Source organism: Micromonospora parva, assembly GCF_000718515.1.
GTDB classification, from domain to species: Bacteria; Actinomycetota; Actinomycetes; order Mycobacteriales; family Micromonosporaceae; genus Micromonospora; species Micromonospora parva.
Genome location: NZ_JNZS01000007.1, coordinates 414,484 through 438,012 on the forward strand (window position 1 = coordinate 414,484; position 23,529 = coordinate 438,012).

Below are 23,529 nucleotides of genomic sequence, written 5' to 3' on the forward strand. Positions count from 1 at the left end.
TGATCTCCCGCGCAACAACAAGGATGACCATGAAGTATCTGCTGCTCAGCTACACGCCGGCCGCCGCCTGGGACGCCGCGACCGCCGACACCCCGTCCAAGGAGGCGCTGGCCGCGTTCGCCGCGTACCAGCAGTTCGAACAGGAACTGATCAAGACCGGCGAGTTCGTCAGCAGCGAGGGTCTTGGCCACCCGGCCATCAGCACGACGGTCCGCAAGAGCCCGGCCGGCGTGGTGGCGACCGACGGGCCATTCATCGAGCTCAAGGAGGTCCTGGCCAGCTTCGCGGTGATCGACGTGGCCAGCCAGGAACGCGCCGTCGAGATCGTCTCGAGGATGGTCGAGGTGCTGGGAGAACCAGTGGAGATCCGGCCGATCATGGGCACGGACTTCGCGGCATGACCGATTCAGCTGAATGCTGCCATCCGGAAGCGACAAACCGGGAGGGCACAAGAACGGCAGACCCGGCGTGACGCCGGACGTCGAGCACCTGCTGCGCACGGAGGCGCCGCAGGTGCTCGGCGCGTTGGTGCGGCGCTTCGGCCACTTCGACATCGCCGAGGATGCGGTACAGGAAGCACTGCTCGTCGCGAGCCGGACGTGGCCGACCAACGGCGTGCCGGAGAACCCGCGCAGCTGGCTGATCCGGATCGGCTACCGGCGAATGGTCGATCTGCTCCGCACCGACCAGGCCCGACGCCGGCGCGAGCAGCACGCGGGCATGACCGAGCTGGCGATGCAGGACCCGGCCCGCCAGGCGCACCCTCCGCTGGAGACCGACGACAGTCTCACGCTCCTGCTGCTGTGCTGCCATCCTGCGCTGAGCCCCAGCTCCCAGGTGGCGCTCACTCTGCGCGCGGTCGGCGGCCTGACGACCGCGGAGATCGCACACGCCCACGGGACGACCGAGAGCACCATGGGTGCGCGGATCAGCCGCGCCAAGCAGCAACTGGCCCGTGCCGGCGCCCGCTTCACCCCGCCCACCGACGCCGATCGGGACAGTCGGATGAACGCCGTGATGCAGGTGCTGTACCTGATCTTCAATGAGGGCTACACGGCCTCCACCGGCGACGAGCTCGCCCGCATCGACCTGACCCGCGAAGCGATCCGGCTGACCCGCATGCTCCGCGACTCTCTGCCGGACGACCCCGAGGTGATCGGTCTGCTCGCACTGATGCTGCTCACCGAGTCGCGGCGCACTGCCCGTACCGACGGCGACGAGCTGGTGCGGCTCGACGAGCAGGATCGGACACAGTGGAATACCGCCCTGATCCGCGAGGGCACGGAACTGATCGACAGCGTCTGGCACCGACGCGAGATCGGCACGTACCAGTTACAGGCGGCGATCGCCGCCGTGCATGCCGCGACCACGTCGCCGGAACAGACGGACTGGCCACAGATCGCGGCACTGTACCTGTGGCTCGAAAGGCTCAACCAGACCGCGCCGGTACGTCTGAGCCGGGTGGTCGCGGTCGCCCACGCCTACGGGCCGGCCCGAGGACTGGCGCTGCTCGACGACCTCAACCGGCGCTACCAGCTCGATCAGGAACCCCTGACCCGACAACGGGAACGCGCCGTGCGCGCCCACCTGCTCGAGATGACCGGCAACCCGAGCAGCGCGGCGGCACGGTACCGCGAAGCAGCGGCCCTGACGGAGAACCAGGTCGAACGGCGATACCTCCTCGGCCGGGCCCATCGCCTCGGCTGACCGGTCATCGGCCCCGGGCTGCGACGGTGGGAAACATCGGCAACCCTCTCCCCGCCACCTCCGCAACGGCCGCCGGAAATGCCGGCGTCCGGGAAGCGACGTTCACTGACACAGTGTCTGCAACGTCCATGCCACCGGCAGACAATCGCGGGGCGGATGGTCGTCCTACCCCGGTTCGCCGTCGGCATGATCATGGCCCGCAAGCTCGTCGCCGCCGACAACCCCCACGACGCGATCTTCGCTTCCCGGCGCGGCACCTGTCTGTCGCCCAACAGCGTCCGCCGTCAGTGGCGTGAGGCCCGCGCCGACACCGACCTCGCCTGGGTCAGCCCCCACACCTTCCGCAAGACCGTCGCCACCCTCATCAAAAAAGAGACCGACACGAAAAGCGCCGCAGCACAGCTCGGACACTCCAGCGAGGAGGTCACCGCCACGTACTACATCGCCAAACCCGCCCAAGCCCCGGACGTCTCGGACATCCTCGAGCGACTCGGCACCGACCGCAGGCGCCGCCCCACACCCGCACTGCCCAACGATGCGCAGGGATGACGAACCTGGTTCCCGACCCCGGTAAATGGGGGGTTTCGGGGGGGCGGTTCAAAACCCCATAGACAAACTTAAAGCCCTGACCAGCATTTCCGCTGGTCAGGGCTTCTTGTCTGTCGGGACGGCCGGATTCGAACCGACGACCCCTTGACCCCCAGTTTTACAACGATTCTGTCACGGCGTGTCGGAACAGGCTGATAGGTCCTCCAATGCGATCCCACCCGATGCCAGCGAGAAGATCCGGGCAAAAGCCCTCCGAACGTCTAGATCACGATCAAGTCGGTCCAGTGATTCAAACCTTGCTGGGTCAAGATCGATCGTGACAATTCCGCCAGCATCTCCACCATCCGCGGAAGAGAACAGCACGAGACACCGATAGGCACGCACAGCTTCCCCCCGCTCCTCGCGCATCAATGACTGGAGGAGCACTGCTTCTTCCTTGACTTGTCCACGGAGTGCATCCACCGAGGTCCAGCGAGTTGCCAGACCGCGCTCCTCTGCCTCTATCTGGATTTCGAGTAGCGTATCGAAACTGATTCGACAAACGCGGAAGTCGTTGTCAGATGACTGAATCATAGGCATGAATACTACTCTCCGTCGCGTACCTGGATCTTGATTTCGGTGTTTGGGTCAATGCGCCCGTCTTGAATCCGTGTTTGGAGCTCGTCCCAACGGTGATGACCGCCAAGGATCGTGCCGTTACGCGAAACGACGATTCCATCACCCATTGGAGCGTTGTTGATCCCGTCCAGGAGTTCGTCGTTGCTCAGATACTCGTGGTACCACTGAGACGCCGGATCCCGCGTGGACTGGCCCGGCTTATATCTCCCGGCGAGGCCACTAGCCGTTTCGGCCGTCGTCGACCAACACCCAGTGTTATGCACAAGTACAGGAGTCGTGCCAGCCAACACATAGTACGTGTGAATATCATCGACTGTGAGGTTGTAGGCGCTTGCTCGGTGGGCGGTCGTCCAGTCTATCCCGTTGGCAGGGAGTCGCTTGCCGGTGCCCGTGTAGAGACTATCTCCGTGGTCTAGCTGTTGGCTTTGCTGCCATTGCTTGTCCGTTGCGTTCCAGAACGGGTGGTCTTCCGTGGTGGTGATGCTTGTGCCGTCGGCGAGTTTGAGTGCGACGAGTTGGTCGTCGTGTACCCAGACGTGCGTTACGATCCGCGGGCCTTCTTCCCCGGTTTCGGGGTCGGTAGCAAGAACCTCGTCGCCTGGGGTGATCTCGCTGATTGGTTTCGTGGTGCCGTCGGCGAGGAGGACCTTTGTCTCGGCGGAGAAGCTGCAGGCCTTCGCTGCAAGGTTGGCGAGCCTCTTCGCGCCTGCGGCTTCTCCGATAATGGGTAGCATCGCAGCGGCGGATAGTGCGGCGCCTTTCCAGTCTCCGCGTGAGAGGGCGATGGCCGCGCTGAGGCCGTCGGCCGGCTCACCGACGACGGGGAGAAATCCGATGATGGTGAGGAGCGCTTCGAGGTCGCCGCCGCTGGAGTAGTACTGCGTGATGCACATGCTGTCGCCGCCACAAAGGACTTCGATGGTCGCCTGGTCGGGGTCCATCCGATTGCCTTGGACGAGGTTCCGCATCATTTCGCAGTTTTTACCGAGGTAGCCTGCGCAGACATAGTGCCTTTCGGTGAAGGTCGCCAGGAAGGCCTCTTTCGCTTCTTGGCGGGCTTCCCCTGCGTCCTTGTGCGTCGCCGCGATGCTCGTGTCGGTGTGGGGACTTGAAGGAGGGGGCGAGGTTGTATTGCCGGGTGTAGGCGCTCCCCAGGTGTCCGAGCAATGGCCGTTGTCGCAGGCTTGACCGCCCCCGGGGTCGAGTCCGCTGGGGTCGGAGAGGGTGACGGGGTTGTTGTTGGCGTAGGAGTAGCCGCTCCAGTGTTGGGGGTCGGTGAGGTCCATTAGGGGGTCGACGCTGATGAATCGACCGATGGAGGGGTCGTATTCTCTGGCGCCGAGGTGGGTGAGGCCGGTGGGGTCTTGGGTGCCGCCAACGAAGCCCTTGTCCATACCGGCTGCCCAGGTGCCGATGGTGGCGCCTCGTTGTTCGCCGTAGGGGGTCATGCGGCGTTTGGCTACGGCGAGGGTGGTGGCGTTGATGGTGAGTTCGGCGGTGCCGTGGTGGTCGCTGGTGATCCAGTTCAGGCCGGTGGCGGTGCGGATGGCGATGGTTTGGCCGGCGTGGGTGTAGTAGCGGGTGGCTTTTTTGGTGGTGCCGCTGGTGGTGTAGCGGACTTCGGTGCCGTCGGGGAGGTAGAGGGTTTTGCCGGTGGCGTCGGTTCGGACGAGTCGATTGCCGTCGGCGTCGTAGATATAGCTGGTCGTGGTGGAGTCAGTGGAGCTCAGGACCTTCCCTTCGCGGTCCCAGGTGAGGGTTTGTGTGGCGCCGGTGGTGGTGGGTCGAGTTTTGGTGTTGCCAGCGTTGTCGTAGGTGTAGCCGCGGGTCCAAGTGCTAGCGCCGCTGGCGCTGACACTGGTGACGGCGTGCGGTCGGGCCGCGCCAGGGGCTGGGTAGGTGTAGGTGAAGGTGGCGTTGGTGCTGCCGTGCCGGATGTCGGTCTTGCGGTTTCCGTCGGGGCTCAGGGTCCAGGTGCGCCAGTACGGGTAGGCGGAGCCGTCGACCTGCGTCCAGGCGGTGGGTTTCGTGGTGCAGCTACCGCTTTCCGGGGACCACGCCTCGGTCAGGCGACGCAGGTAGTCGAGGGTGAAGCACTGGTTGTCGGCGACGCCGCCGACGGGGGTGTCGTGGATCTCGGTGATGTTGCCCGCGGGGTCGTAGCGGTAGTTGTAATTGGCCGCTTCGGCCTTGAGTTCGGGTACGACGTTGGTGCTCGTGAGGCGGCGGGTGGGTTCGTCGATGGTTGAGGTGACGGCGACGCGTGAGCCGTACGCGCCGAGTTGCCGCTGGGTCAGCTGGCCGAGCTTGTCGTAGATGACGGAGTAGACGTAGATCTGGGAGGCCGACAGGAGGGTTCCTGGGTCGCCGACGTCGGTGTAGCCGAACGTCAGCTTCTCTGAGGGCAGGTCGGCGGCGGCGGGCATGGTGACCTGGTAGGGCTGGCCGTTTGCCCGGTAGCTGGTCGTGGTGGTGTAGGTGCAGGTGTTGGGGGTGGCGGCGGCGCACAGGGTGGACTCGCTGGCGGGCAGCACGACGGACGTGACGGTGGGTCGACCGTAGGCGTCGTATTCATCGATTCGGGAGTCGTAGCGGTTGCCGTTGGCGAAGCGTGAGGCGGACGAGATCTTGCCCTTGCCGTTGGCCCTGGTGTCGTACACCCAGTTGCTACGCAGAGCGCCGGTGACGGAGTCGTCGCGCATGCTGATCTTGCGGCCGAGCTCGTCGTAGGTGTAGGCCGTGGTGGCGGTGCCCGTGCCGGTGCCGACTTGAATCTTGGTGGTTGCGATGTTGCCGGCGACGTCGTAGGTGGTCTCGGTGGTGCCCTTGTCGGGGTCGACGGCCTTGATCTGGCGGCCGCGCAGGTCGTAGGTGTAGGACCAGACGTTGGCGCCGGTCGCGTCTGTGAGGGTCTTGGTCTGTCCGAGCAGGGTGTAGGTGTAGGTGGTCTGGTCGAATTTGGTCGTGTCGTCGCTGCCGACGTCGGCGGGGTTCTTGTACTGCCTCAGGGCGGTGGTGCGGCCTTGGGCGTCGGTGATGGTGGTGGTGGCGGTGCCGCCGGCCGGTGGGGTGGTGTTGACCCGGTCGCCGCCGTATGCGGTGGTGGTGCGCCACTTTTCCGCGCCGTTGGCGAGCAGAATCTGCGCGACCTGCCGCCCTGCGCCGTCGTAGGCGTAGGTAGTGATGGAGGGGATCTGGCCCTGTGGTTGCGCGAGGGCCGTGTCGTTGACGGCGGCGTTGGTGCTGTCCGAGTAGGGGGCGGAGGTCCAGTCGGTGGCGCCGAGGCTGTTGGTTCGGTTGTCGGTGATCGTTCGCCCGCCGACGGTTGCCTGGAGCTGGTTTTGTCGCAGTCGTAGGAACCCGTCGTAGAGGTTCACCGATTTGCGGTACGCCGTGCCGGTTGGCAGGAGGATTTCGGTGGTGACCGCTGATGGGGCGCCACTGCGGCGCAGCTTGTAGGTGAATTTTGCGCTGGCGGTCTGCGTGGCACTGTCGCGGCCGGGTACCCAGGCGTTGGTGAGCCGGCCGAGCCCGTCGTAGGTGAGGTTGGTGACAGCGCCGTTGGGGTCGGTGACCTTGGTCGCGGATCCCCAAGCCGGTGCGATGGCCGTCGTGACCGTATGGCTCTTGGGGTTGGTCACCACGGTCTGGGTGACCAACCCGCCGTTGGCCGTCGTGTAGCCAGTGGTCGTGGTGTAGCCGCGCGGATCGGTGACCGATTGGAGTCGACCGTTGGCGTCGTAGGTGCTGCTCGAGAGCCGGGTGTAGACCGGGGTGGTGCCGCTGAACTTCTCCAGCTGCTCGGTGCGGACGACGTTGCCGCGGGTGGGTGCCTGCCCGAAGGAGCTGTCGTCGACGTAGGTGTCGAAGAAGGTGCGCGACCGATTGAGGACGGTCGACGGTTCCGCAGGGTTCGGAGCGCCGGCACAGCGGATGGACAGGGTTTCGCTTTGTGAGACCTTGTCGATCATCCAGGTGCTGTCGTTGCGGGCGTAGGTGGTGCGGGTGCAGGTGTCGTCCGCGGTGGTGGACTCGTCGCCCTGGTCTTCGACGGCGGTGGTGAGGCCGTCGGTGTTGAAGCTGACAATGGTTTTGGTGTAAAGGTGGCCGCCGACGGCCCGAGCGGTGCGTGTGCGGGTGATATCGGTGTTGGTCATCCACGCCCGGGTGGTGATGCCTTCTCGGTTACGGGTAGCGGTCGGCCCGTTGATCCACGGATCGTTGCGCGTGGAAGAGGTTTCCGCGCCGCCTCGACCGTTGTAGGTGATGGCTTGCAGCTCGAAGCCCTGCAACGCTTCGTGGTCTTCGACCGTGCCACCCCAGGTGTCGCTGACCCATACGTCTTTGACACCGTCTGCGGCCTTGTCACCGTCCAAGCCGCGCAGGTAGCGGTGCTCGACGGCGGTCTGCTGCCCGGCCGGGTCGCCGTGATAGACAACGACTTTGCCGTAGCCGCGCCAGTCGCTCCAGGTGCGGTACTTGTCCTTGGTCAGCTCATCGTTGTTGTAGGCCCAGGCGGGGTTGTCGTAGGCGTACTCGGTGACCTCGGTTGGCTGGTCGGTGACGGTGTCATCAAGGTCGATGCGGGTGACGACGTACTTGTGGAACCAGTCCAGGCTCAGTTCCTGGCCTTCGGGCGCGTAGTAGGAGGGCATGCACCGCTTGGTGTTGCTGGCCGGTGAAGGCAGGGTCGTGCGGGTGCAGTCTGGTCCGGAGTAGCTGACGATGACGTCGCCGCCGCTCTCGGTGTGTACGGTCTTGATTCGCCAGCGATTCAGATCCGAGCGCTGGTCGGAGGGTCCGTCAACCCGGTTGGGCAGCGGTTGGGCGCCGGTGTCGAAGGTGATTTCCGGGTCGGAGACGGCGGCGCCGCCGGCGGTGGTGACGTGGCCGGTGCGGGTGATGCCCCGCAGCCACATCGGGGTGGACTCGCCGGTGCCGGCGTTGATGAACTCGTGCCGCAGCGACCACGATTCCACGTCTGCGTAGGTGGACGTGCCGTTGCGCACCTGGGTGGTGACCTTCTTGAGCCGGCGGGCGGTCCAGTAGGTCGGGGCGCCTTGTTCGGTGCATTGGTCACCAGAGTTGCAGTACTGGTCCCACGGGGTGTCGAACCATTGCGCGTTCACCGGGTCGGAGGTCCATGCCGCGCCCGTCCAGCAGTTCGACAGGCACCGCTCGGCGGTGTCGAACACCACTCGCAGCGGCGCGGCCTGGGCGTACTCGGCGTCCTTGCGCATGCCGTACTCAATGCGCTTGAGGTAGCCGCCGCGGTCGTAGGTGGTGCGCTTGGCGGGGTCGTTGTCCTTGGCGTAGGCGCCGCTCTCCTTGCCGTAGAAGTAGGCCATGGTGTTGGAGTTCGGGTCCACGACGTAGTCGAGGTTCCACCGCCACGCCTGCGTGCAGAAGGCGTTGACGAAGGTGGCGTCGTAGCAGGGCTCGCCAGAGTTGTTGCCGTTGACCGGGACGGTCCACACCGAGTCGGTGACCGGGTTTCCGCTGACCCAGTTGGGTAGCTTGTGGTAGCCGAAGAAGTACTGGGTCCCGTCGGTGGTGGTGACCTTCCAGTACTCGTTGTCGTTGTCGCCGTTGCCCCGCGCGGAACTCGCGAGCTTCTCAATCTTGGTGCCGTCGTCGTTGCGCAGCCGCCACACTGCCCCGTCCTTGATCAGCTCACTGGCGTGGCCGTTGAGTGACAGGGTCGCGTTGTCCGTGAACCAGCACTGGTCCCCGGTCTTGTGGTTGGGGTTGTCGTCAGCGCACGACCGGTATGTGCGTTCGATGAAGCCGGGCCAGGAGTCCCAGCCGTCACCGATCCAGGAGCCCTGGTTGTTGGTCAGCGCGGTCTTGCCGTCGATGCTGCCGGAGGAGTAGGAGAAGCTGACATTGGGAGCGGGACCGCCGAGCGCCGGCGGCATCCTCAACGGGTGGGACCACGAGAAGTCGCCGCTCTGGGTCGATACCTGCCACTGGCCCGCCGGGGACAGGCTGGTTGCGGTGTAATCGCCGCTGTCGCCGGAGGCACCGGCTTCGGCGGCGAGCAGCATGGGGCTGCTGCCGGTAAGGGCGATGTCGGTCGACAGGAGGCTGTCCGGAGTGTCGTTGACCGTCCGCAGGGCGCTGCGTTTCTGACACGACGACATTTCAGGGGTGGTCAGTGCACACGCGGGTAGTGCCACCAACCGCAGCCGGGAAGCCCAGTCGCCGCCATAGGCGTCGGCGAAACCGGCGTAGTCGATCTGCAGACCGGTGCGTCCTGCCGCCGATGCGCCGTCGGCACCTTCGACCGAAACCAGAAGGCCTTGCACACCGGCCTTCTCCGTTGTCGATCGGTTGTGCACGGTCACCTTGACCGCGTCGACGCTTGCAGCGGCACTCTTGCTGAAGCCCTCGGCAGGCGGAGATATCGTCACCGGCAGCGCCCCGGCGCGGGCGCGCACCGGGCCGGTAAGACCCGCTCGAGTACTGGCAGCCTTGGCCGCGGCTGCCTGCGCCTGGCTGAGGTCGGCCGTAGCGGTGCCGGAAGGCCAGGTGATTTTCTTGGCCTTGGTCGTCACGCTCGACGCGGCATGCGTGGAGCGGCTCTTGCCGGGTACCGCGTCACGTACCACCACACCGGTGGCTTCCTTCGGCGTCGGCGCCGTCCACTTCGGTGCGGCCTCAGCTCGCTGTGCTGGTTGCCCCAGCCCGCTGGCCAGCACGGCGATCGACAGACCGCTGGCGAGCAACGCCGATCGCCACAGCCGCCGATTGAAGAAGGCCACTCGCGCTCGACCGGAACCAGTTCCACTCACCAGAACGCTCCCCATGCGGTACAGACGACAGAGTCGACCGGCGTTGGCCGGTGTCTTGCCAAGCCCTGCGGTGGGTGGCACCGCCACCCGCCTTGTTGCTGCGCCGCCACGGCCGGCGTCTCTCCGGGCCGTGGCGGCCTTTAGCTGGTTACTGCGAAGCTTGTTGACAGATCTCCGAGTCCGACAGGACTCTCTGATAGGCGCGCACGTCGTCGATGTCGCCGCTGAAGTCGTGCCCGATCCTGAACGGGGCAGTGGCCGACCAGGAGGGCGGCGCGGTTGCCTCGGTGACCTCGCCTGCGCAGGAGTTCGGGTCGCCCATCACGTAGACGCGCATCTTGCCGGTGACCCGGTCGTAGCGGCCGGCCACGTGGGCCCACTCACCGTTGGTCGGGATACCGACGTTCTGGCCCGCGCAGGAGATGGTCTTGCTGGCGCCGGTAGCGTCCGCGCTCGACAGCGTGAAGCACCAGCCGCCCCGGCCGCCGTTGGCGTCTTGGCGGTACTGCAGCTGGAACCGCGACATCCAGGACCCGTCCTGGGTAAGGAACGTCTGCAGGGGGCGCGCCGACAGGCTGCCCGGACGTACCCATGCCATGACAGTGAAGCTCTTCGTCGTGTCCAGTACCGGCCCGCTCGTCACCGCGCCGTCCCCGACCGCACCGGACACGTGCAACGCGTTCTTCAGATAACCAGGCACGAAGTGCGCACCGCCGGTGAGCGTCCCAGGATTGCGCGCGCTGAAGCCGCTTCCGGTGTCCGCCGCAGTCTTCGCCGGGTCCGTCTCGTCGAACGTCCAGTGCGAGTACGCGTTAGGGACGGGAGAGACCCAGAACTGGTAGTCGTACGTGCTGCTGGTGTTGCCAGCGCTGTCCTTCGCCTTCACATGAAGTGTGTGGACCATGTCAGTGGCCGGGGTGTAGGTCGCCGACGCCGACGTGGTGGTGGTCGCGCTTCCGCCATCGATGTCCCAGGTGTACTCCGCGGCGCCGGCGGCCGTGAACGCGAACGTTCCCGCCGTGCCCGGCGTGGCACCCCACGACTTGAACGGATACTGGGTAGAGGTCACGTTCGACACCGTCGGCGGGGTGTTGTCGATCGTGAAGCTGTACCAGGAACCCCATCCACTCCACAGCCCGGCTTCATCCATGCTCGTCGCGTGCCAGTAGTAGGTGACCCCGGCCACCAGCGACCCAGCCGGCACCTTCGACGTAGCGACGCCCGTGGCATTACCTACCGTTGTCACGGAGGCGAAGGGCATCGTGGTGCTGCTGACCGCGATCGTCCCTGTCAGGCTCGCCGAGGTCCGGATCTCGAACGCGGTCCCCAACACACCGCCGAAGCGGTCCTGCACCTGTGCCCGCAAGGTCGGGGTGAAACTACGCAGCACCGCGGGTGACGCGCACTGCCGGTAGCAGTCCGTCGTGGTAGTGAACGCCAAGCCCACAGGCGGGTTCGGCTTCACGTCGAACGTGGCCACCAGGTACGTCCTGTCGGTGAAGAACTTCTTCCACCGGTCTTGAGCGCTCTCCCATTCATCTTCCTGGTTGCAGGCGCACAGGCCCACCCAGTAGGAGTTGCTGCTGCCCACTTGCGCCTGCACGTCCTGCAGAAGGGTGCCGCCTTCGAATACCGCGTCGGAGTTCTGCTGCTGCGACCCGCACCCGCCCGCTTCGTTGGCGTTGCCCTCCCAGGAGTCCAACCAGGTGGCCGATGATCCAAGAGGATACGAGGACCAGGCCAGCCGGTTGCCGCTGGACGCCGTCCAACTCCCGGTGCGGTACAGGTGCACCCAGGTTGGTTCACACGACGAGGAGTGATCCAGCTTCATCAGGACCTTGGCGGTCAACACCGTTGTGTCACTCATCGCGGAGGTGTCGAAGCTGAAAAACGAGCGGTAACGGGCACCCGACTCCGGACTCAGTCCCACCCGCGCGGAGCTGGTGTCGTTGTTCTCCCCGTTACTACTCGCATACGCCCACTTCGACCGCAGTTTGCTGAAGGCCGGATCGATGAACAGCGGGAACGCCGCCGGCGACGCAGCCATCATGTTCGGGTCAGGCGTCAGCGTCAGGTCGCTGCCGGAAACCGCCACCTCTACCGGAGCTGACGCAGCCAGTACTCCCGGACGCTGCGCGGTCGAGACCAGATCGGACGGTACTGGCACCTCAGTGCCGGTCCCTGCCTGACCTGTGTCCTCTGGGCTTGCCACCCGTTCCTGCAGGCCGGGTGTGGGCGTCGAGATCGACGAATCCCACATCACTGCCGGCGACGCCTGCAGTAACTCCTCACCCGACGCGTCCGCCAGACTCAGACCGCCGTCGACCGCGCGGGTGACCCTCATGTCGCCGCCCAGGCCGTAGCGAACCTGCCGCAACGCCGGATTAGTCGCCGCCTGCGGCGTCAACACCTCCAACACATGCCGGAACCCAGCCCGATCCGCCGTGACGTGCAAATTCACCCCCGGCAGAACATCGTCGTAGATCGCCGTCGCCCCACTCACCCGGGGCACAGGCAGCGATCCCGGCCAGCTCAGCTCGAACGTGGCAGCGCCTTCCCGCCAGGTCACCAGCGCGCCTGTACCACCACCGGAGAACGTCATGTCCGCCGTCGAGGCCACCGGCGCGAGTCCACCAGACACAGGTCGCAGCGCCAGATCAATATCCGCCCACGTGCCGTCCTTGCGATGCACCCGTTGCGGCACCACCGCCGACTCCAACCGCCCCACACCTGACGCGTCGACGAACACCTGCGTGGTCTCAGAGCGCTCGCCGAGCACCTCAACGCTCTCGTCACACTCGGCAGCGAGCAGCGCCGCCGCCCGGACATCCTCACGAACCAACGTCGCGCAATCCGCCGGGGCCGCAGCGGCCTGATCCGGCGTCGCTATCAGCGGCACCACCGCGCCAAGGCTCACCGACAGCAGCACAGCGGCGAACGATCCGAGCCCGCCCCAATGCCTGCCGCGCCTACGCGGCTCAGCTCCGAAGCGGAGACATGCAGCAACCACCCAAGGCCCCCGTTGATCACACCCAATGAGTGGCCGAACTGTAGGAGCCCTGACAATCGCCTGTAAAGATCAATCACAACTTGAAAGGATCAAAGGGACAGTAGGACACCTGTCCGGCAGCAGCCTCACCTACAGTGACTCGTTCCGCATCCGCTGCTGTTCAGCTCGTCGTAGCACCTGATCGTCTCGTCCGCAGTGGGTGGCAGCAGCCCTTGCTTCCTTAGAGCGCGTTTGGTTTGTGGGTTGGTCGGGTGTGTCGCACAGCAGGTCCGATCGATGAGGGTGACTCGGTCGGTAGACGGGTATGGATCGAGTGCGGCGGTACCCCTCTGACCTGACCGACGCCGAGTGGGAGATCATCCAGCCGATGCTGCCGTCTCCGCAGTGGATGGGCAGACCCGAGAAGCATCCCCGCCGGGCCGTCATCGACGCCATCTTGTACGTGGTGCGCACCGGCTGCGCGTGGCGGTACCTGCCGGTCGACTTCCCGCCGCGGCAAACCGTGTACGCCCACTTCACCCGCCTCAACGACCGGGTGTGACCGAGCGGATCCTGACCGAACTACGCGAGCAGATCCGGGTGACTCACGGCCGCGAGCCCGAGCCGACGGCGGGCATCATCGACTCGCAGAGCGTCATAGGCGCCGACACCGTGCCGCGCGACTTCCGCGGCTACGACGCTGGCAAGAAGACCAACGGCCGGAAACGGTTCATCGTCACCGACACCCTCGGCCTCCTGGTCACCGTCTGGGTCCTCGCCGCCTCGTGGCAGGACCGCGACGGAGCCAAAGGCGCCCTGCTCGCCACCTACGCAACCACCCCGATCCGGCACGTCTTCGCCGACACCGGCTTCGCCGGTCGCCTCGTCGACTGGGCCCGCGACCTGCTGCGCACCACCGTCGAGATCGTCCGCAAACCCGCCGACCAACGAGGGTTCGTCGTTCACCCTCGCCGCTGGGTCGTCGAGCGAACCCTGGCCTGGATCACCGCCCACCGCCGCCTGGCCCGCGACTACGAAACCCACCGCGCAACGTCAGAGGCCATGATCCGATGGGCCGCCCTCGGCGGCATGCTCCGCCGCCTCGCCCGCGGCGAACCCGCCACCCGCCAACAACGCCTCACCTTCAACACACCCGACTGACAGCAATGTGAAACGCGCTCTTAGGCAGGCGGCAGCCGCAGGACGACCCATGTTGAGCTCACCGTGCCCAAATCTGGTTCCAGCCGACCGACGAAGCGACATCTGGCGGCAGCTGTAGCACTTGACGCGGAATCAAGAACCAAACTGCCGCTCCATCCAGTACGCCGACGAAGCGGCAGGCCAGAGCGATCTACAGCACGCGCGCCGACGGCCAACCATCCACGCCGTTACCGCCGAGAAAGATCATCCGTTACCGGATGTTAGTCGGGACGGCCGGATTCGAACCGACGACCCCTTGACCCCCAGTTTTACAACGATTCTGTCACGGCGTGTCGGAACAGGCTGATAGGTCCTCCAATGCGGACAGAACCGCATCCCCTAATGATGCCCTCTGCCGACTCGTGTCAGCCACTCCTCCGCCGCGGACCTCGATCCGTTACCGAAGTGGTTACGGCGGTCAGTCAAGAGTCCGCGCTGACGTCGAGTCCAGGAAGATATGGCGGACCGCACTTCCCGCACGGCGTCCTAGGACAATATTGATGGCGGGTGACCACAAAGCCCGAGCCCTGTACGGCAGGAATGGGCCTCTAGGACTTTCCGTCCTGCCTTGCAGCCACCCATAGTGGCGAGCTGCTCGGCTTGCCCCGGGTCGATGACCGACTGGACTACTTCTCCAGATCATCCGATTCGGGCGGTCGCACCTGCCCTGCCGGGAGTCGGCATGTCTCCACCGACGGCTCTCGCAACCGCCTGTCAGGCAACACCTCGATGCGCTGGTGTAGAGCGATTTCGTCCCTCACATCGCGCCTGTGGGCCCACTGATCGCTCGTAGGTGCGAGCTCGGACCTACGGCGCTCAGCCGGCAGACGACGCTGGTCGTCTCGCTTGAGCCTCACCAACTACGCTGTGGCCGAACGCCCTGACGTCCAGATACCTCGTTACACGAACCGGAACCGAGCCCGAATGGGATGATCTTGCGGAACCTAGTGAACAAAAACCGCGAAGTCGATCTTTAACGCCCCAGGTCAAGAAGACCTGCTCCCCGCGCACGCGGGGGTGATCCGTCTGCTGGGCCGGCTTGGTCGGAAGGCGGCGACTGCTCCCCGCGCACGCGGGGGTGATCCTTCGCGGATCGCGTCCAGGGGCCCGCTCACGGCCTGCTCCCCGCGCACGCGGGGGTGATCCGGCCGACCCGGCAAGGGCGTTTACGTCCGACCCCTGCTCCCCGCGCACGCGGGGGTGATCCGGACTCCCGGGTGTCGCCGCCGTTGCTGCCGAGCTGCTCCCCGCGCACGCGGGGGTGATCCCGTCGGTGGTCCGCTTCGCCTGCCCGCCACCACCTGCTCCCCGCGCACGCGGGGGTGATCCTGACCCGTACGACGCGCGCCCGGGTTCGTACGCCTGCTCCCCGCGCACGCGGGGGTGATCCCGCGACGCGTCGCTGTGGATCGACGCTCACTTTCTGCTCCCCGCGCACGCGGGGGTGATCCGGCCGAGGTGCAGACCATCGTCTTGACCAACGGCTGCTCCCCGCGCACGCGGGGTGATCCGGTCGACGGCGTCCAGTGGGCCAGCTCCAACCCCTGCTCCCCGCGCACGCGGGGGTGATCCATACGGCATTGCCATTCACAACACATCGAATGACTGCTCCCCGCGCACGCGGGGGTGATCCGGCAATCGCGCTGCTCGGAGCAGAGGTGCAGCCCTGCCCCCTGCGCACGCGGGGGTGATCCTACGTCGGAGTGTCGACGACCAGCCGCACCTATCTGCTCCCCCGCGCACGCGGGGGTGATCCCTGACCGCACCCCGGATCGCCGGCCAGCAGGCCCTGCTCCCCGCGCACGCGGGGGTGATCCGGCGCTCGCGGCGGCCGAGGACACCACCGGGCGCTGCTCCCCGCGCACGCGGGGGTGATCCCGCGACGCGCTCTACGAGGCGCTGCTGACCGAACTGCTCCCCGCGCACGCGGGGGTGATCCGAACCAGCGCCGTGCGTTCAGGTTGATCGGCTCCTGCTCCCCGCACACGCGGGGGTGATCCGGTCACCTTTGGGAGCGTGCCCGGGAAGGTGCCCTGCTCCCCGCGCACGCGGGGGTGATCCGTCGACGCCGATGGACAGGCCGTCGTACAGGCCCTGCTCCCCGCGCACGCGGGGGTGATCCCTTCGTCGACGTCCCGAGGATGAGCGGCACAGCCTGCTCCCCGCGCACGCGGGGGTGATCCGGGCAGAGCGGCCGGCTGTTAACCGGTAGATCTCTGCTCCCCGCGCACGCGGGGGTGATCCGATGATCGCCGCCAAGCACATCCGGTTCGAGGGCTGCTCCCCGCGCACGCGGGGGTGATCCCCGGGGGGTGACGCCCGCCCGGTGGTGCTCACGTCCTGCTCCCACGCACGCGGGGGCGATCCGTAAGCCGGAGTGGCTGTGGGTCGGAGCCGCTGCTCCCCGCGGACGCGGGGATAAACCCGAAGCCCTCATCTGCGAAGCAGAACAAAGTGGAAGCGTCGGCTTATTGCCAGTCATCTTCATCGCCAGCGATCGCATCCGACGGCCATAGCAAACAAAGAACCGGCGCGTAGCCATGCTGGTACTGATATACGGCTGAACGGCTTCCAACGACCATCGATCGGATCATGACCGCCGACTCCAGCGGTACCTAAAGTGGTGAAGTGTTAACCCTCGGCGTTGACCTCGCAGCCGCAGACGAACATACGGCGACGGCCGCGATCGAGTGGCTACCAGGCCGGGCAGTGGTGCGGGAGATAGCTCTCGACATCAGTGACGCTCGGATCGTCGAAGCGAGCCGGCACGCGGACAAGACCGGGTTGGATTGCCCGCTCGGTTGGCCGGAGCCGTTCGTCGCCCTCGTCACGACCCACCAGGTCGGCCATGTGAGGCCCCCTGACGGCGAGGGCGGACCTTGGCGGCGTCACTTGGCCTATCGCCAGACTGACGAAGTGGTGCGCAAGGAGACCGGAATCATCCCCCTCAGCGTGGCCGCGGACCGCATCGGGCACGCCGCCTTCCGCTGCGCCGGTTTGCTGGCGATGCTCGCCGCCGATGGTCAGGATGTCGATCGTTGCGGCGACGGCAAGATCGTCGAGGTGTACCCGGCAGCGGCCCTGAGCCGTTGGGGCTTCGCGCACCGCGGTTACAAGGGGCGCCGTCAGCAGGTCCAGCATTCCGAACTCGTAACCGCATTGTGTGGGGCCGCGCCCTGGCTGAAGCTTGGAGCGTTCGAGGCGTTGGTGCGGCGCAGCCATGACGCGTTCGACGCGGTGGTCGCATCGTTGGTTGCCCGAGCCGCAGCGACAGGCAAGGCGAGCAGGCCGGATGACGAGCAGCGCTCAGCCGCGCGTTCCGAGGGATGGATCGCTCTGCCTACCTACCCTCTCGCCGGCCTGCTCGGCTTGGCAGCGGCGTAACCGGAAGGTAACCATGGCTTCAGGACTGAGCTGGCTGGACAGTTCCCGCGACGATCAACATCGGATGCGGGAATTACTCAAGCTCTTCAGCGACACGGAGAGCCGAGTCGAGCTGGGCATCGGCCAGGTCCGGGACGCGTTCAGCGACTTACTTTTCCCGGGCACCTCCGTTTTGCAGGCCCGGGCGCGGTACCTACTGATCGTGCCGTGGTGCTACCAGGAGGCGCAGCGCCGTGGACTGCACGGTGACCGTCTCACTGCGCAGGTGGACCGCACCGAACGAAAGGTGATCGCCGCGCTACTGAAAGGCGACGACACGGAGGGCGTGATCGGTCGCCGGGCTGGTGTCGGGGTACAGACGCTGCCGTCGAGCATCTATGCGGCGGCGTTGCTCGAGTACGGCATCCGCACTGGTGACGATGAGGGCGCATCGAACCGCCGAGTGGCCGGACTGGCCGACGCCGATGAGCTGACGGAGCGAGCGAGCGGGATCTGGCACCCAACGCTGCCGGCCCGACCGTCGAAGTTTCCAGACGAGGTTGAGGGTGGATTGAGGCTGACGCCGGATGAGGGCCGTTGGCTGCGAGAGCGCATCCTCACTGCGGCGCCCGGCACATTGTTGGCGTACCTCCTTGAGCCCGAGCATCGACCCGGTTGGGACAGCGACGCACCATGGGAGGAGCCTGCGGGGCTGACCGCGCCGGAGCCGATCGGCTCGCTGGTACGAGACGCGGCACTGTTCTCACTGGCGATCCACGGCGCGGCGTTGCTGTACAACCTCCTCGTGGCGGAGCGGTACGAGGAGACCGGTCTGACCGAGCGTGAGGCGCCGGTGGACAGGTACCGAGGCAAGCTGTCGCGCTGGAACCAGCGCGTGTCGGCGGAGCAAGGCCTCAAGGGCTGGGCTCGGTCGGGCATGTGGGACCGGTTGATCGAGAGGAATCCGCGGATAGCGTCGAACGTCGCTGCGCGCCGGTTCATTGACCGCTGGCTCGATGCAGTCGCAAGCGGAGCCGCGGCAGCGGCCGCCGCGGACCAGAGCTTGCGCAATCTCGTGGCCGAACGGGAGCGGACCGTGAAGAAGGGGCAGTCACGGTTAATCAACGACAAGCTGCTGCGTACGTGGAGTGGCGCCTCCGGCAGCCGACGGCTGGTGTCTCGATGGCCTCAAGTCCGCCGGATCCTCGTCGACATCCACGAGGGCTGTGCCGCTGACTCGGAGGCTGCGAATGCTCGCGCCTGACTCTCGTTCGCTGCTGCTCGATGCCTTGCGCCCGCCACCGGGTATGCGGCTGTCCCGCGCCGTCGCGTTGACCTTCACCCTGGATCTGGAGAGTCTGCTGGTCGCCCCGCTGGCCTTCGCCGCACACGGCTTACGCGAGACGACCGACCCCATCGCGGTAATGGAGGGCGTACGGCAGTGCGCCGACCGGATCGACGTGTTCTGCCAGGCCGGGCAGATCGCGGTTCCACCGACCAAGTCGGCGCTGCTGGCGTTTGTCGAGCCGATGGTGCATCAGGTGCGCCGGCCCAGGCCGGGTCGGCTGTTCCACCCGAAGCTGTGGGCGCTGCGTTTTGAGGACGAAGCGACCGGGGAGACGTCGCTGCGGCTGCTGGTGCTCAGTCGCAACCTGACCAAGGACCGCAGCTGGGACGTGTGCCTGCGCCTCGAAGGCTACCCAGGCACCCGCCGGGTGGCGGGTAACAGACCCTTGTTCGACCTGCTGCAACACACGCTGCGACTCGCGGTCGCGCCCCTACCGCCGGATCGGCAGGCGGCGGTCGAAGCGCTAAGCGAGGATCTACGTCGCGCCGCGTGGGAGTACCCCGACGGCGCCCGGGAGATGTTTTTCCATGCGCTAGGAGTTCCTCGTACTCCGCCAGTGGACTTCGCCGGCACACGTCACCTGGTCATTTCCCCGTTCTGCACCCCCGAGGGTCTGGACCGGTGCGCACCGAGCGGCAAGCTGGCGTTGGTGAGCCGGCAGGAAACTCTCGACTGCCTGCCCGAAGAGAGCCTGGCCGGTTCCGAGACGTTCGTTGTGAACGCCTTGGCCGGTTTGCCAGCTGAGGAATCGCTGTCAGGCCAGGAAGTACTCAGCGGGCTGCACGCAAAGGTGTACGTGGTGGAGAAGGGCCATCAGGCGCGGGTTTTCCTCGGCTCCGCAAATGCCACAGGCGCGGCGTTCGACGGCAACGTCGAGCTGTTGGTCGAGCTGGTAGGTGGCCGTGCTCAGTGGGGTATCGACGCTCTCCTTGGCCCGAAGGCAGCGCTTCGCGAGATCCTCGAACCCTACGAACGCCAGAACGCCGCCGAACTGGATCCCGAAGCGGACCGCCTCCGCAATCTGGTCCGCGACCTCGCGGCGACCCCGCTGCTAGCTACCGTCATGCCCGAGGCAGACAGCTACCGGCTCCGGGTGACCTCCCAAGACACTGTGCCCGAAGTGCCGGGCGTACGGATCACCGCGCAGCTGCACACTCGTCGCGGTGAGGCGACCGTGCTCGCGTCGGGACAGCCGGTCGACGCCGTGTTCACCGAGCTTGCGCTGGTCGACATCACCCCGTTCATCATCGTTTCCGCTGAGAACGGCAGCGGTCGGGAACAAGCAGTCGTCCTCGCCACCCTGGTCGGCGATCCCCTGCACCGCCTCGATCACGTCATCGCCCAGCAGATCGACACGCCAGAGAAGTTCCTACGGTTCCTGCTTCTGATGCTCGGCCTCGGCACTGATGCCGCCGCGTTGGTTAGCGGTGGCGCTGAAGCGGGCGGCGCATGGCGTACCAGCGGAACTGGGATTTTCGAACTGCTCCTCAACGCTCTCGTTGACCGGCCGCAGCAACTCGACGACCTAGCCCGGCTCGTCAGCCGCATCGAGGCCAGCGGCGACGGCAAGCGACTGCTGCCACCCGGCTTCACCGAGCTGTGGCAGGTCGTCACGCAAGCGCGGGTAGCGATGACAGAGGCGGTGCGCACATGAGCCGGTACGACGCCGGCCCGGTCATGGCCGGCTTGAAGGACTTCCAGCGCGCCACCGTCGCGCACGTCATCGACCGGTACTTCGGCGCCAACCCGACCCGCCGATTCCTGGTCGCCGACGAGACCGGCCTCGGTAAAAGTGTGGTCGCCCGCGGCGTGATCGCCCAGACCCTGCAGCGGCTGCAGGACGACGACAGCGTCGAGCGGGTCGACGTCATCTATGTCTGCTCCAACCAGGATGTGGCGCGGCAGAACATCGGCCGGCTGCGGGTCACTCCCGACGAGACCGTCACACTGTCCAGCCGGCTCACCCTGCTCGCCAAGCACACGGACAAGCTCAACGCCGCCACGGGTGCCGCCGGCAAACCAATCAACCTGGTCGCCTTCACCCCCGGCACCTCCTTCGACCAAGGCTGGCGCACCGGAACGGCGGAGGAACGCGCACTGCTGTTCTTGATCCTTCGACAGGCGGGCTCGTGGAACGGCTGGCGTACCCGGGCCGCACTGCGCGCGTTGCAGGCCGGCGTAGCGAACCCCGAGCGTTTCGAAGACCAGTGCGACCGGCTGTGGGAGAACCTTGGCGGAAAGATCGATCCCACGATTACCAGGGAGTTTCTGCGCCGGGCCCGGCAGCAGGGACTCCTCGACAGATTCAACGCACTGCTCGACGGCATCGGCCGGCGTCCGAAGCTGCCAGACGCACTACGGGAGAGCGCCCGGAGGCTTACCGGGGATCTTCGTACGGCGCTGGCCACTGCGGGCGTCGAGGTCCTCGAACCAGACTTGATCATCCTCGACGAGTTCCAGCGTTTCCGGGAGCTACTCGACCCGAACGGCGGCGAGGGCGCCGAGCTCGCCCGCCACTTGTTCGACTACCAGGACGCACGGGTCTTGTTGCTGTCCGCCACCCCGTACAAGCCGTTCACCTTCGCCGAAGAGGCAGTTGCCGGCGAGGACCACTACAGCGACTTCCGACAGGTACTGCGCTTCCTCAACGACGACATGTCCTGGCATGCCGATGTGGCGAAGGCGTTCGAGGCGTACCGGGAAGCTCTGGTCCGCGGCGAGCCGTGCGCGGACCTGCGCGGCTGGCTGCGCGACCTGCTGCTACCGGTCATGTGCCGCACCGAGCGACCCCTACTCGGGCAAGATGGGATGCTGCGCGAGCACATCACCCTGGCCGACGACCTCCACCCGCAGGACATGCGCAGCTACGTGGCGATGCGCAAGATTGCCAAGTCCGTCGGCGCTCCCATGACCGTCGAATACTGGAAGTCCGCACCGTACTTCCTGAACTTCCTCGACGGCTACCAGCTCGGCACCAAGGTCCGCGCGGCGCTCGATGACCAGGCAGACTCAGAGATACCAGCACTACTGGCCCCCGCGCAGTTGCTTAATGCCGGGACGATCCGCCGACGCGAGCCGGTCGACCTTGGCAACAGCCGGCTGCGGCAGCTCGCCGCCGACACCGTCGACCGAGGCTGGTGGCAACTCCTGTGGCTGCCACCATCGCTCCCCTACTACGCGCTCGGCGAGCCGTTCGCGACCGCAGCAGACGACGGCATCACCAAGCGGCTGCTGTTCTCATCCTGGAACGCCACGCCCACCGCAGTGGCAGGCCTGCTCAGCTACGAGGCCGAACGCCGACTGGGCGCCGCCGGAGAGGGACACCGGCACCTCGACTACCGCCTCGAAAACGGCCGCCCGGCGGCAATGAGCGTCCTCGCGCTCTTCTGGCCCCATCCCGCCCTGGCCGAGGTGTGCGACCCACTAGCACTAGCTCGACAGCGACCAAACGACACTGCGCCCCTCGACGCCTTCGAGCGAGACGTCCGCGAACTGCTCCGCGCTCACACATCCGCTGATGCGACGCCGGCGCTGACAGGTCCGGCCGAGCCGTGGGAGCTGCTCTTCCAATGGCCCGGCGCCGATCCCGGCATTGAGGATCCCGCTACCGCCCTCGGGTCCTCCGCGGACGAGGGACCGGCCACGGGTCTAGACGGGCACGTGGCCCGAGCCCTCGACTTGGCTCACCACGCTGTCTACCCGACAGAGGACCAACTGGACGGGCTGATGGACAGCATCACGGCCATCGCATTGCACGGTCCCGGCAACGTCGCCTGGCGTGCGCTGTCCCGGCTGATCGAGCCGGGAAGCCAGGTCACCCCATCAGGACACTGGCGCGCCGCTGCGCTCCTCGCCAACGGACTGCGCTCCCTCTTCAACCGGCCGGAGTCGGCACAACTCCTCGATCACCTGGCAATGGGCAAGGTCTACTGGCAGGCGGTGCTGCGATACTGCGCCGCCGGCGGGCTGCAGGCCGTTCTCGACGAACACCTGCACACGTTGCGCAGCGCGGCCTCGGACACCCTGCTCGACGACGACGAGCTATGGAAGATCGCCGACGAGGCGCGGCAGGCGATGGCCAGCCGACAGTCGACGTATGAAGCCTTCGACCCGCACAACCCGCAGCGGCCAATCAAGCTGCCCGGGCGCTTCGCCCTGCGGTACGGCGGGCGCGGCGAGGAGCAATCTCAGGTCGACCGCAAGGTGGTCGTGCGGCGCTCTTTCAACAGTCCCTTCTGGCCGTTCATCGTTGCCACCACAAGCGCCGGCCAGGAAGGCATCGATTTTCACCAGTGGTGCTCGGCCGTCGTGCACTGGAACACACCTGCCAACCCCGTCGACTTCGAGCAACGTGAGGGGCGGGTGCACCGCTTCGGCGGCCACGCCGTACGGCGAAACGTCGCCGCGGCACACCGGGCCGACGCACTGCGCTCTTCAGAGCCGGATGTCTGGAAAGCCCTGTACGACGCCGCCCGAGCAGAGTCCGGAGGGCTCGGCGACTTCGCGCCGTACTGGGTGTTCCCGGGGGAAGCAAAAGTCGAGCGGCATGTTCTGCCCTACCCGCTCAGTCGCGACCAGGCGCGGTTCGACCGACTCAAGGCGGACCTGGTGAGGTACCGACTCGCTTTCGGTCAGCCACGACAGGAAGACCTGCTGCTGCTTCTACAGCGGCCGATCGGCGAGACCGATATGCCTGAGGTCCTCGATCTACGGCCCAAGCCTGATGGAAACCAGCCGTAGATCCGCATTCAAAGTGGACTATCGTAGAGTCGATCTCTAACGCCGCAGGTCAAGAAGGCTGCTCCCCACGGACGAGGGGATTTCAACGGCTCAACGTGGGCCCGGCCCTGCTCCCATCCTCGCGGGGTGATCCCGGGAGGGCGTTGCGTCGGCCGGTGCCGAGGATCTGCTGCCCGCGCACGCGGGGATGATCTCAGGACCGACGGCGCGGTGGACTGCTC

Annotated in this window: 11 protein-coding genes and 2 CRISPR repeat arrays; of the genes, 8 read left to right on the plus strand and 3 right to left on the minus strand. The window is 66.4% G+C overall.

The window, feature by feature from the left end:
* Window positions 1-29 precede the first annotated feature (29 nt).
* The 3 genes from IF22_RS0111345 (at window position 30) to IF22_RS33000 (ending at window position 2,256) form a co-directional block, all read left to right on the plus strand.
* Window positions 30-401: a YciI family protein gene (locus tag IF22_RS0111345; RefSeq protein WP_030331021.1), complete on the plus strand. Its 372-nt coding sequence runs from the start codon at window positions 30-32 to the stop codon at window positions 399-401.
* 67 nt (window positions 402-468) lie between these two features.
* Window positions 469-1,707 carry an RNA polymerase sigma factor gene (locus IF22_RS0111350; protein WP_030331023.1) on the plus strand — a complete coding sequence of 413 codons (1,239 nt, stop codon included), beginning with the start codon at window positions 469-471 and terminating at the stop codon, window positions 1,705-1,707.
* 186 nt (window positions 1,708-1,893) lie between these two features.
* Complete coding sequence (locus tag IF22_RS33000; protein ID WP_245233602.1) at window positions 1,894-2,256, plus strand: tyrosine-type recombinase/integrase; 363 nt, start codon at window positions 1,894-1,896, stop codon at window positions 2,254-2,256.
* A 171-nt stretch (window positions 2,257-2,427) separates the two neighbouring features.
* Here IF22_RS33000 and IF22_RS34325 read toward each other — a convergent pair whose 3' ends face one another.
* From IF22_RS34325 to IF22_RS0111370, 3 genes are all read right to left on the minus strand, one after another.
* A complete protein-coding gene (locus tag IF22_RS34325) occupies window positions 2,428-2,835 on the minus strand; it encodes a hypothetical protein (RefSeq protein WP_081883791.1) in 408 nt (135 codons plus the stop codon).
* 5 nt (window positions 2,836-2,840) lie between these two features.
* Window positions 2,841-9,617, minus strand: coding sequence for a polymorphic toxin-type HINT domain-containing protein (locus IF22_RS0111365; protein WP_030331025.1), 6,777 nt, complete (start codon window positions 9,615-9,617; stop codon window positions 2,841-2,843).
* Window positions 9,618-9,816: 199 nt separating this feature from the next.
* Entirely contained in the window at window positions 9,817-12,597 is a 2,781-nt protein-coding gene (locus IF22_RS0111370; RefSeq protein WP_051708348.1) for a LamG-like jellyroll fold domain-containing protein, read from the minus strand.
* Window positions 12,598-12,982: 385 nt separating this feature from the next.
* On the opposite strand from IF22_RS0111370, the gene IF22_RS33005 reads away from it, so the two are divergent.
* The 5 genes from IF22_RS33005 to IF22_RS0111395 all read left to right on the plus strand — a co-directional run bounded on the left by IF22_RS33005 (window position 12,983) and on the right by IF22_RS0111395 (window position 23,308).
* A protein-coding gene (locus IF22_RS33005; protein WP_245233603.1) for an IS5 family transposase occupies window positions 12,983-13,818 on the plus strand; the annotation gives its coding sequence in 2 pieces (ribosomal slippage) (window positions 12,983-13,214 and window positions 13,214-13,818; 837 coding nt in all).
* A 1,035-nt stretch (window positions 13,819-14,853) separates the two neighbouring features.
* Window positions 14,854-15,309: direct repeats of the CRISPR family, unit length 28 nt; unit sequence CTGCTCCCCGCGCACGCGGGGGTGATCC.
* A 92-nt stretch (window positions 15,310-15,401) separates the two neighbouring features.
* Window positions 15,402-16,162: direct repeats of the CRISPR family, unit length 28 nt; unit sequence CTGCTCCCCGCGCACGCGGGGGTGATCC.
* 323 nt (window positions 16,163-16,485) lie between these two features.
* The gene (locus IF22_RS0111380; RefSeq protein ID WP_030331029.1) at window positions 16,486-17,241 is read left to right on the plus strand and encodes a DUF429 domain-containing protein; all 756 of its coding nucleotides are present in this window, start codon (window positions 16,486-16,488) and stop codon (window positions 17,239-17,241) included.
* Window positions 17,242-17,254: 13 nt separating this feature from the next.
* The gene (locus IF22_RS0111385; RefSeq protein WP_036411175.1) at window positions 17,255-18,484 is read left to right on the plus strand and encodes a DUF6361 family protein; all 1,230 of its coding nucleotides are present in this window, start codon (window positions 17,255-17,257) and stop codon (window positions 18,482-18,484) included.
* A complete protein-coding gene (locus tag IF22_RS0111390) occupies window positions 18,471-20,222 on the plus strand; it encodes a phospholipase D family protein (RefSeq protein WP_156057455.1) in 1,752 nt (583 codons plus the stop codon). The genes IF22_RS0111385 and IF22_RS0111390 overlap by 14 nt, the downstream gene beginning before the upstream one ends.
* Complete coding sequence (locus IF22_RS0111395) at window positions 20,219-23,308, plus strand: helicase-related protein (protein ID WP_036411177.1); 3,090 nt, start codon at window positions 20,219-20,221, stop codon at window positions 23,306-23,308. Before IF22_RS0111390 ends, IF22_RS0111395 begins: the two co-directional genes overlap by 4 nt.
* Window positions 23,309-23,529: the final 221 nt, after the last annotated feature.

Excerpts from the sequence above, each read along its gene's own strand:
- IF22_RS0111345 (WP_030331021.1), top strand. The coding sequence starts at position 30 with ATGAAGTATCTGCTGCTCAGCTACACGCCGGCCGCCGCCTGGGACGCC.
- IF22_RS33000 (WP_245233602.1), top strand. The coding sequence starts at position 1,894 with ATGATCATGGCCCGCAAGCTCGTCGCCGCCGACAACCCCCACGACGCG.
- IF22_RS34325 (WP_081883791.1), bottom strand. The coding sequence starts at position 2,835 with ATGCCTATGATTCAGTCATCTGACAACGACTTCCGCGTTTGTCGAATC.
- IF22_RS0111385 (WP_036411175.1), top strand. The coding sequence starts at position 17,255 with ATGGCTTCAGGACTGAGCTGGCTGGACAGTTCCCGCGACGATCAACAT.
- IF22_RS0111390 (WP_156057455.1), top strand. The coding sequence starts at position 18,471 with ATGCTCGCGCCTGACTCTCGTTCGCTGCTGCTCGATGCCTTGCGCCCG.
- IF22_RS0111395 (WP_036411177.1), top strand. The coding sequence starts at position 20,219 with ATGAGCCGGTACGACGCCGGCCCGGTCATGGCCGGCTTGAAGGACTTC.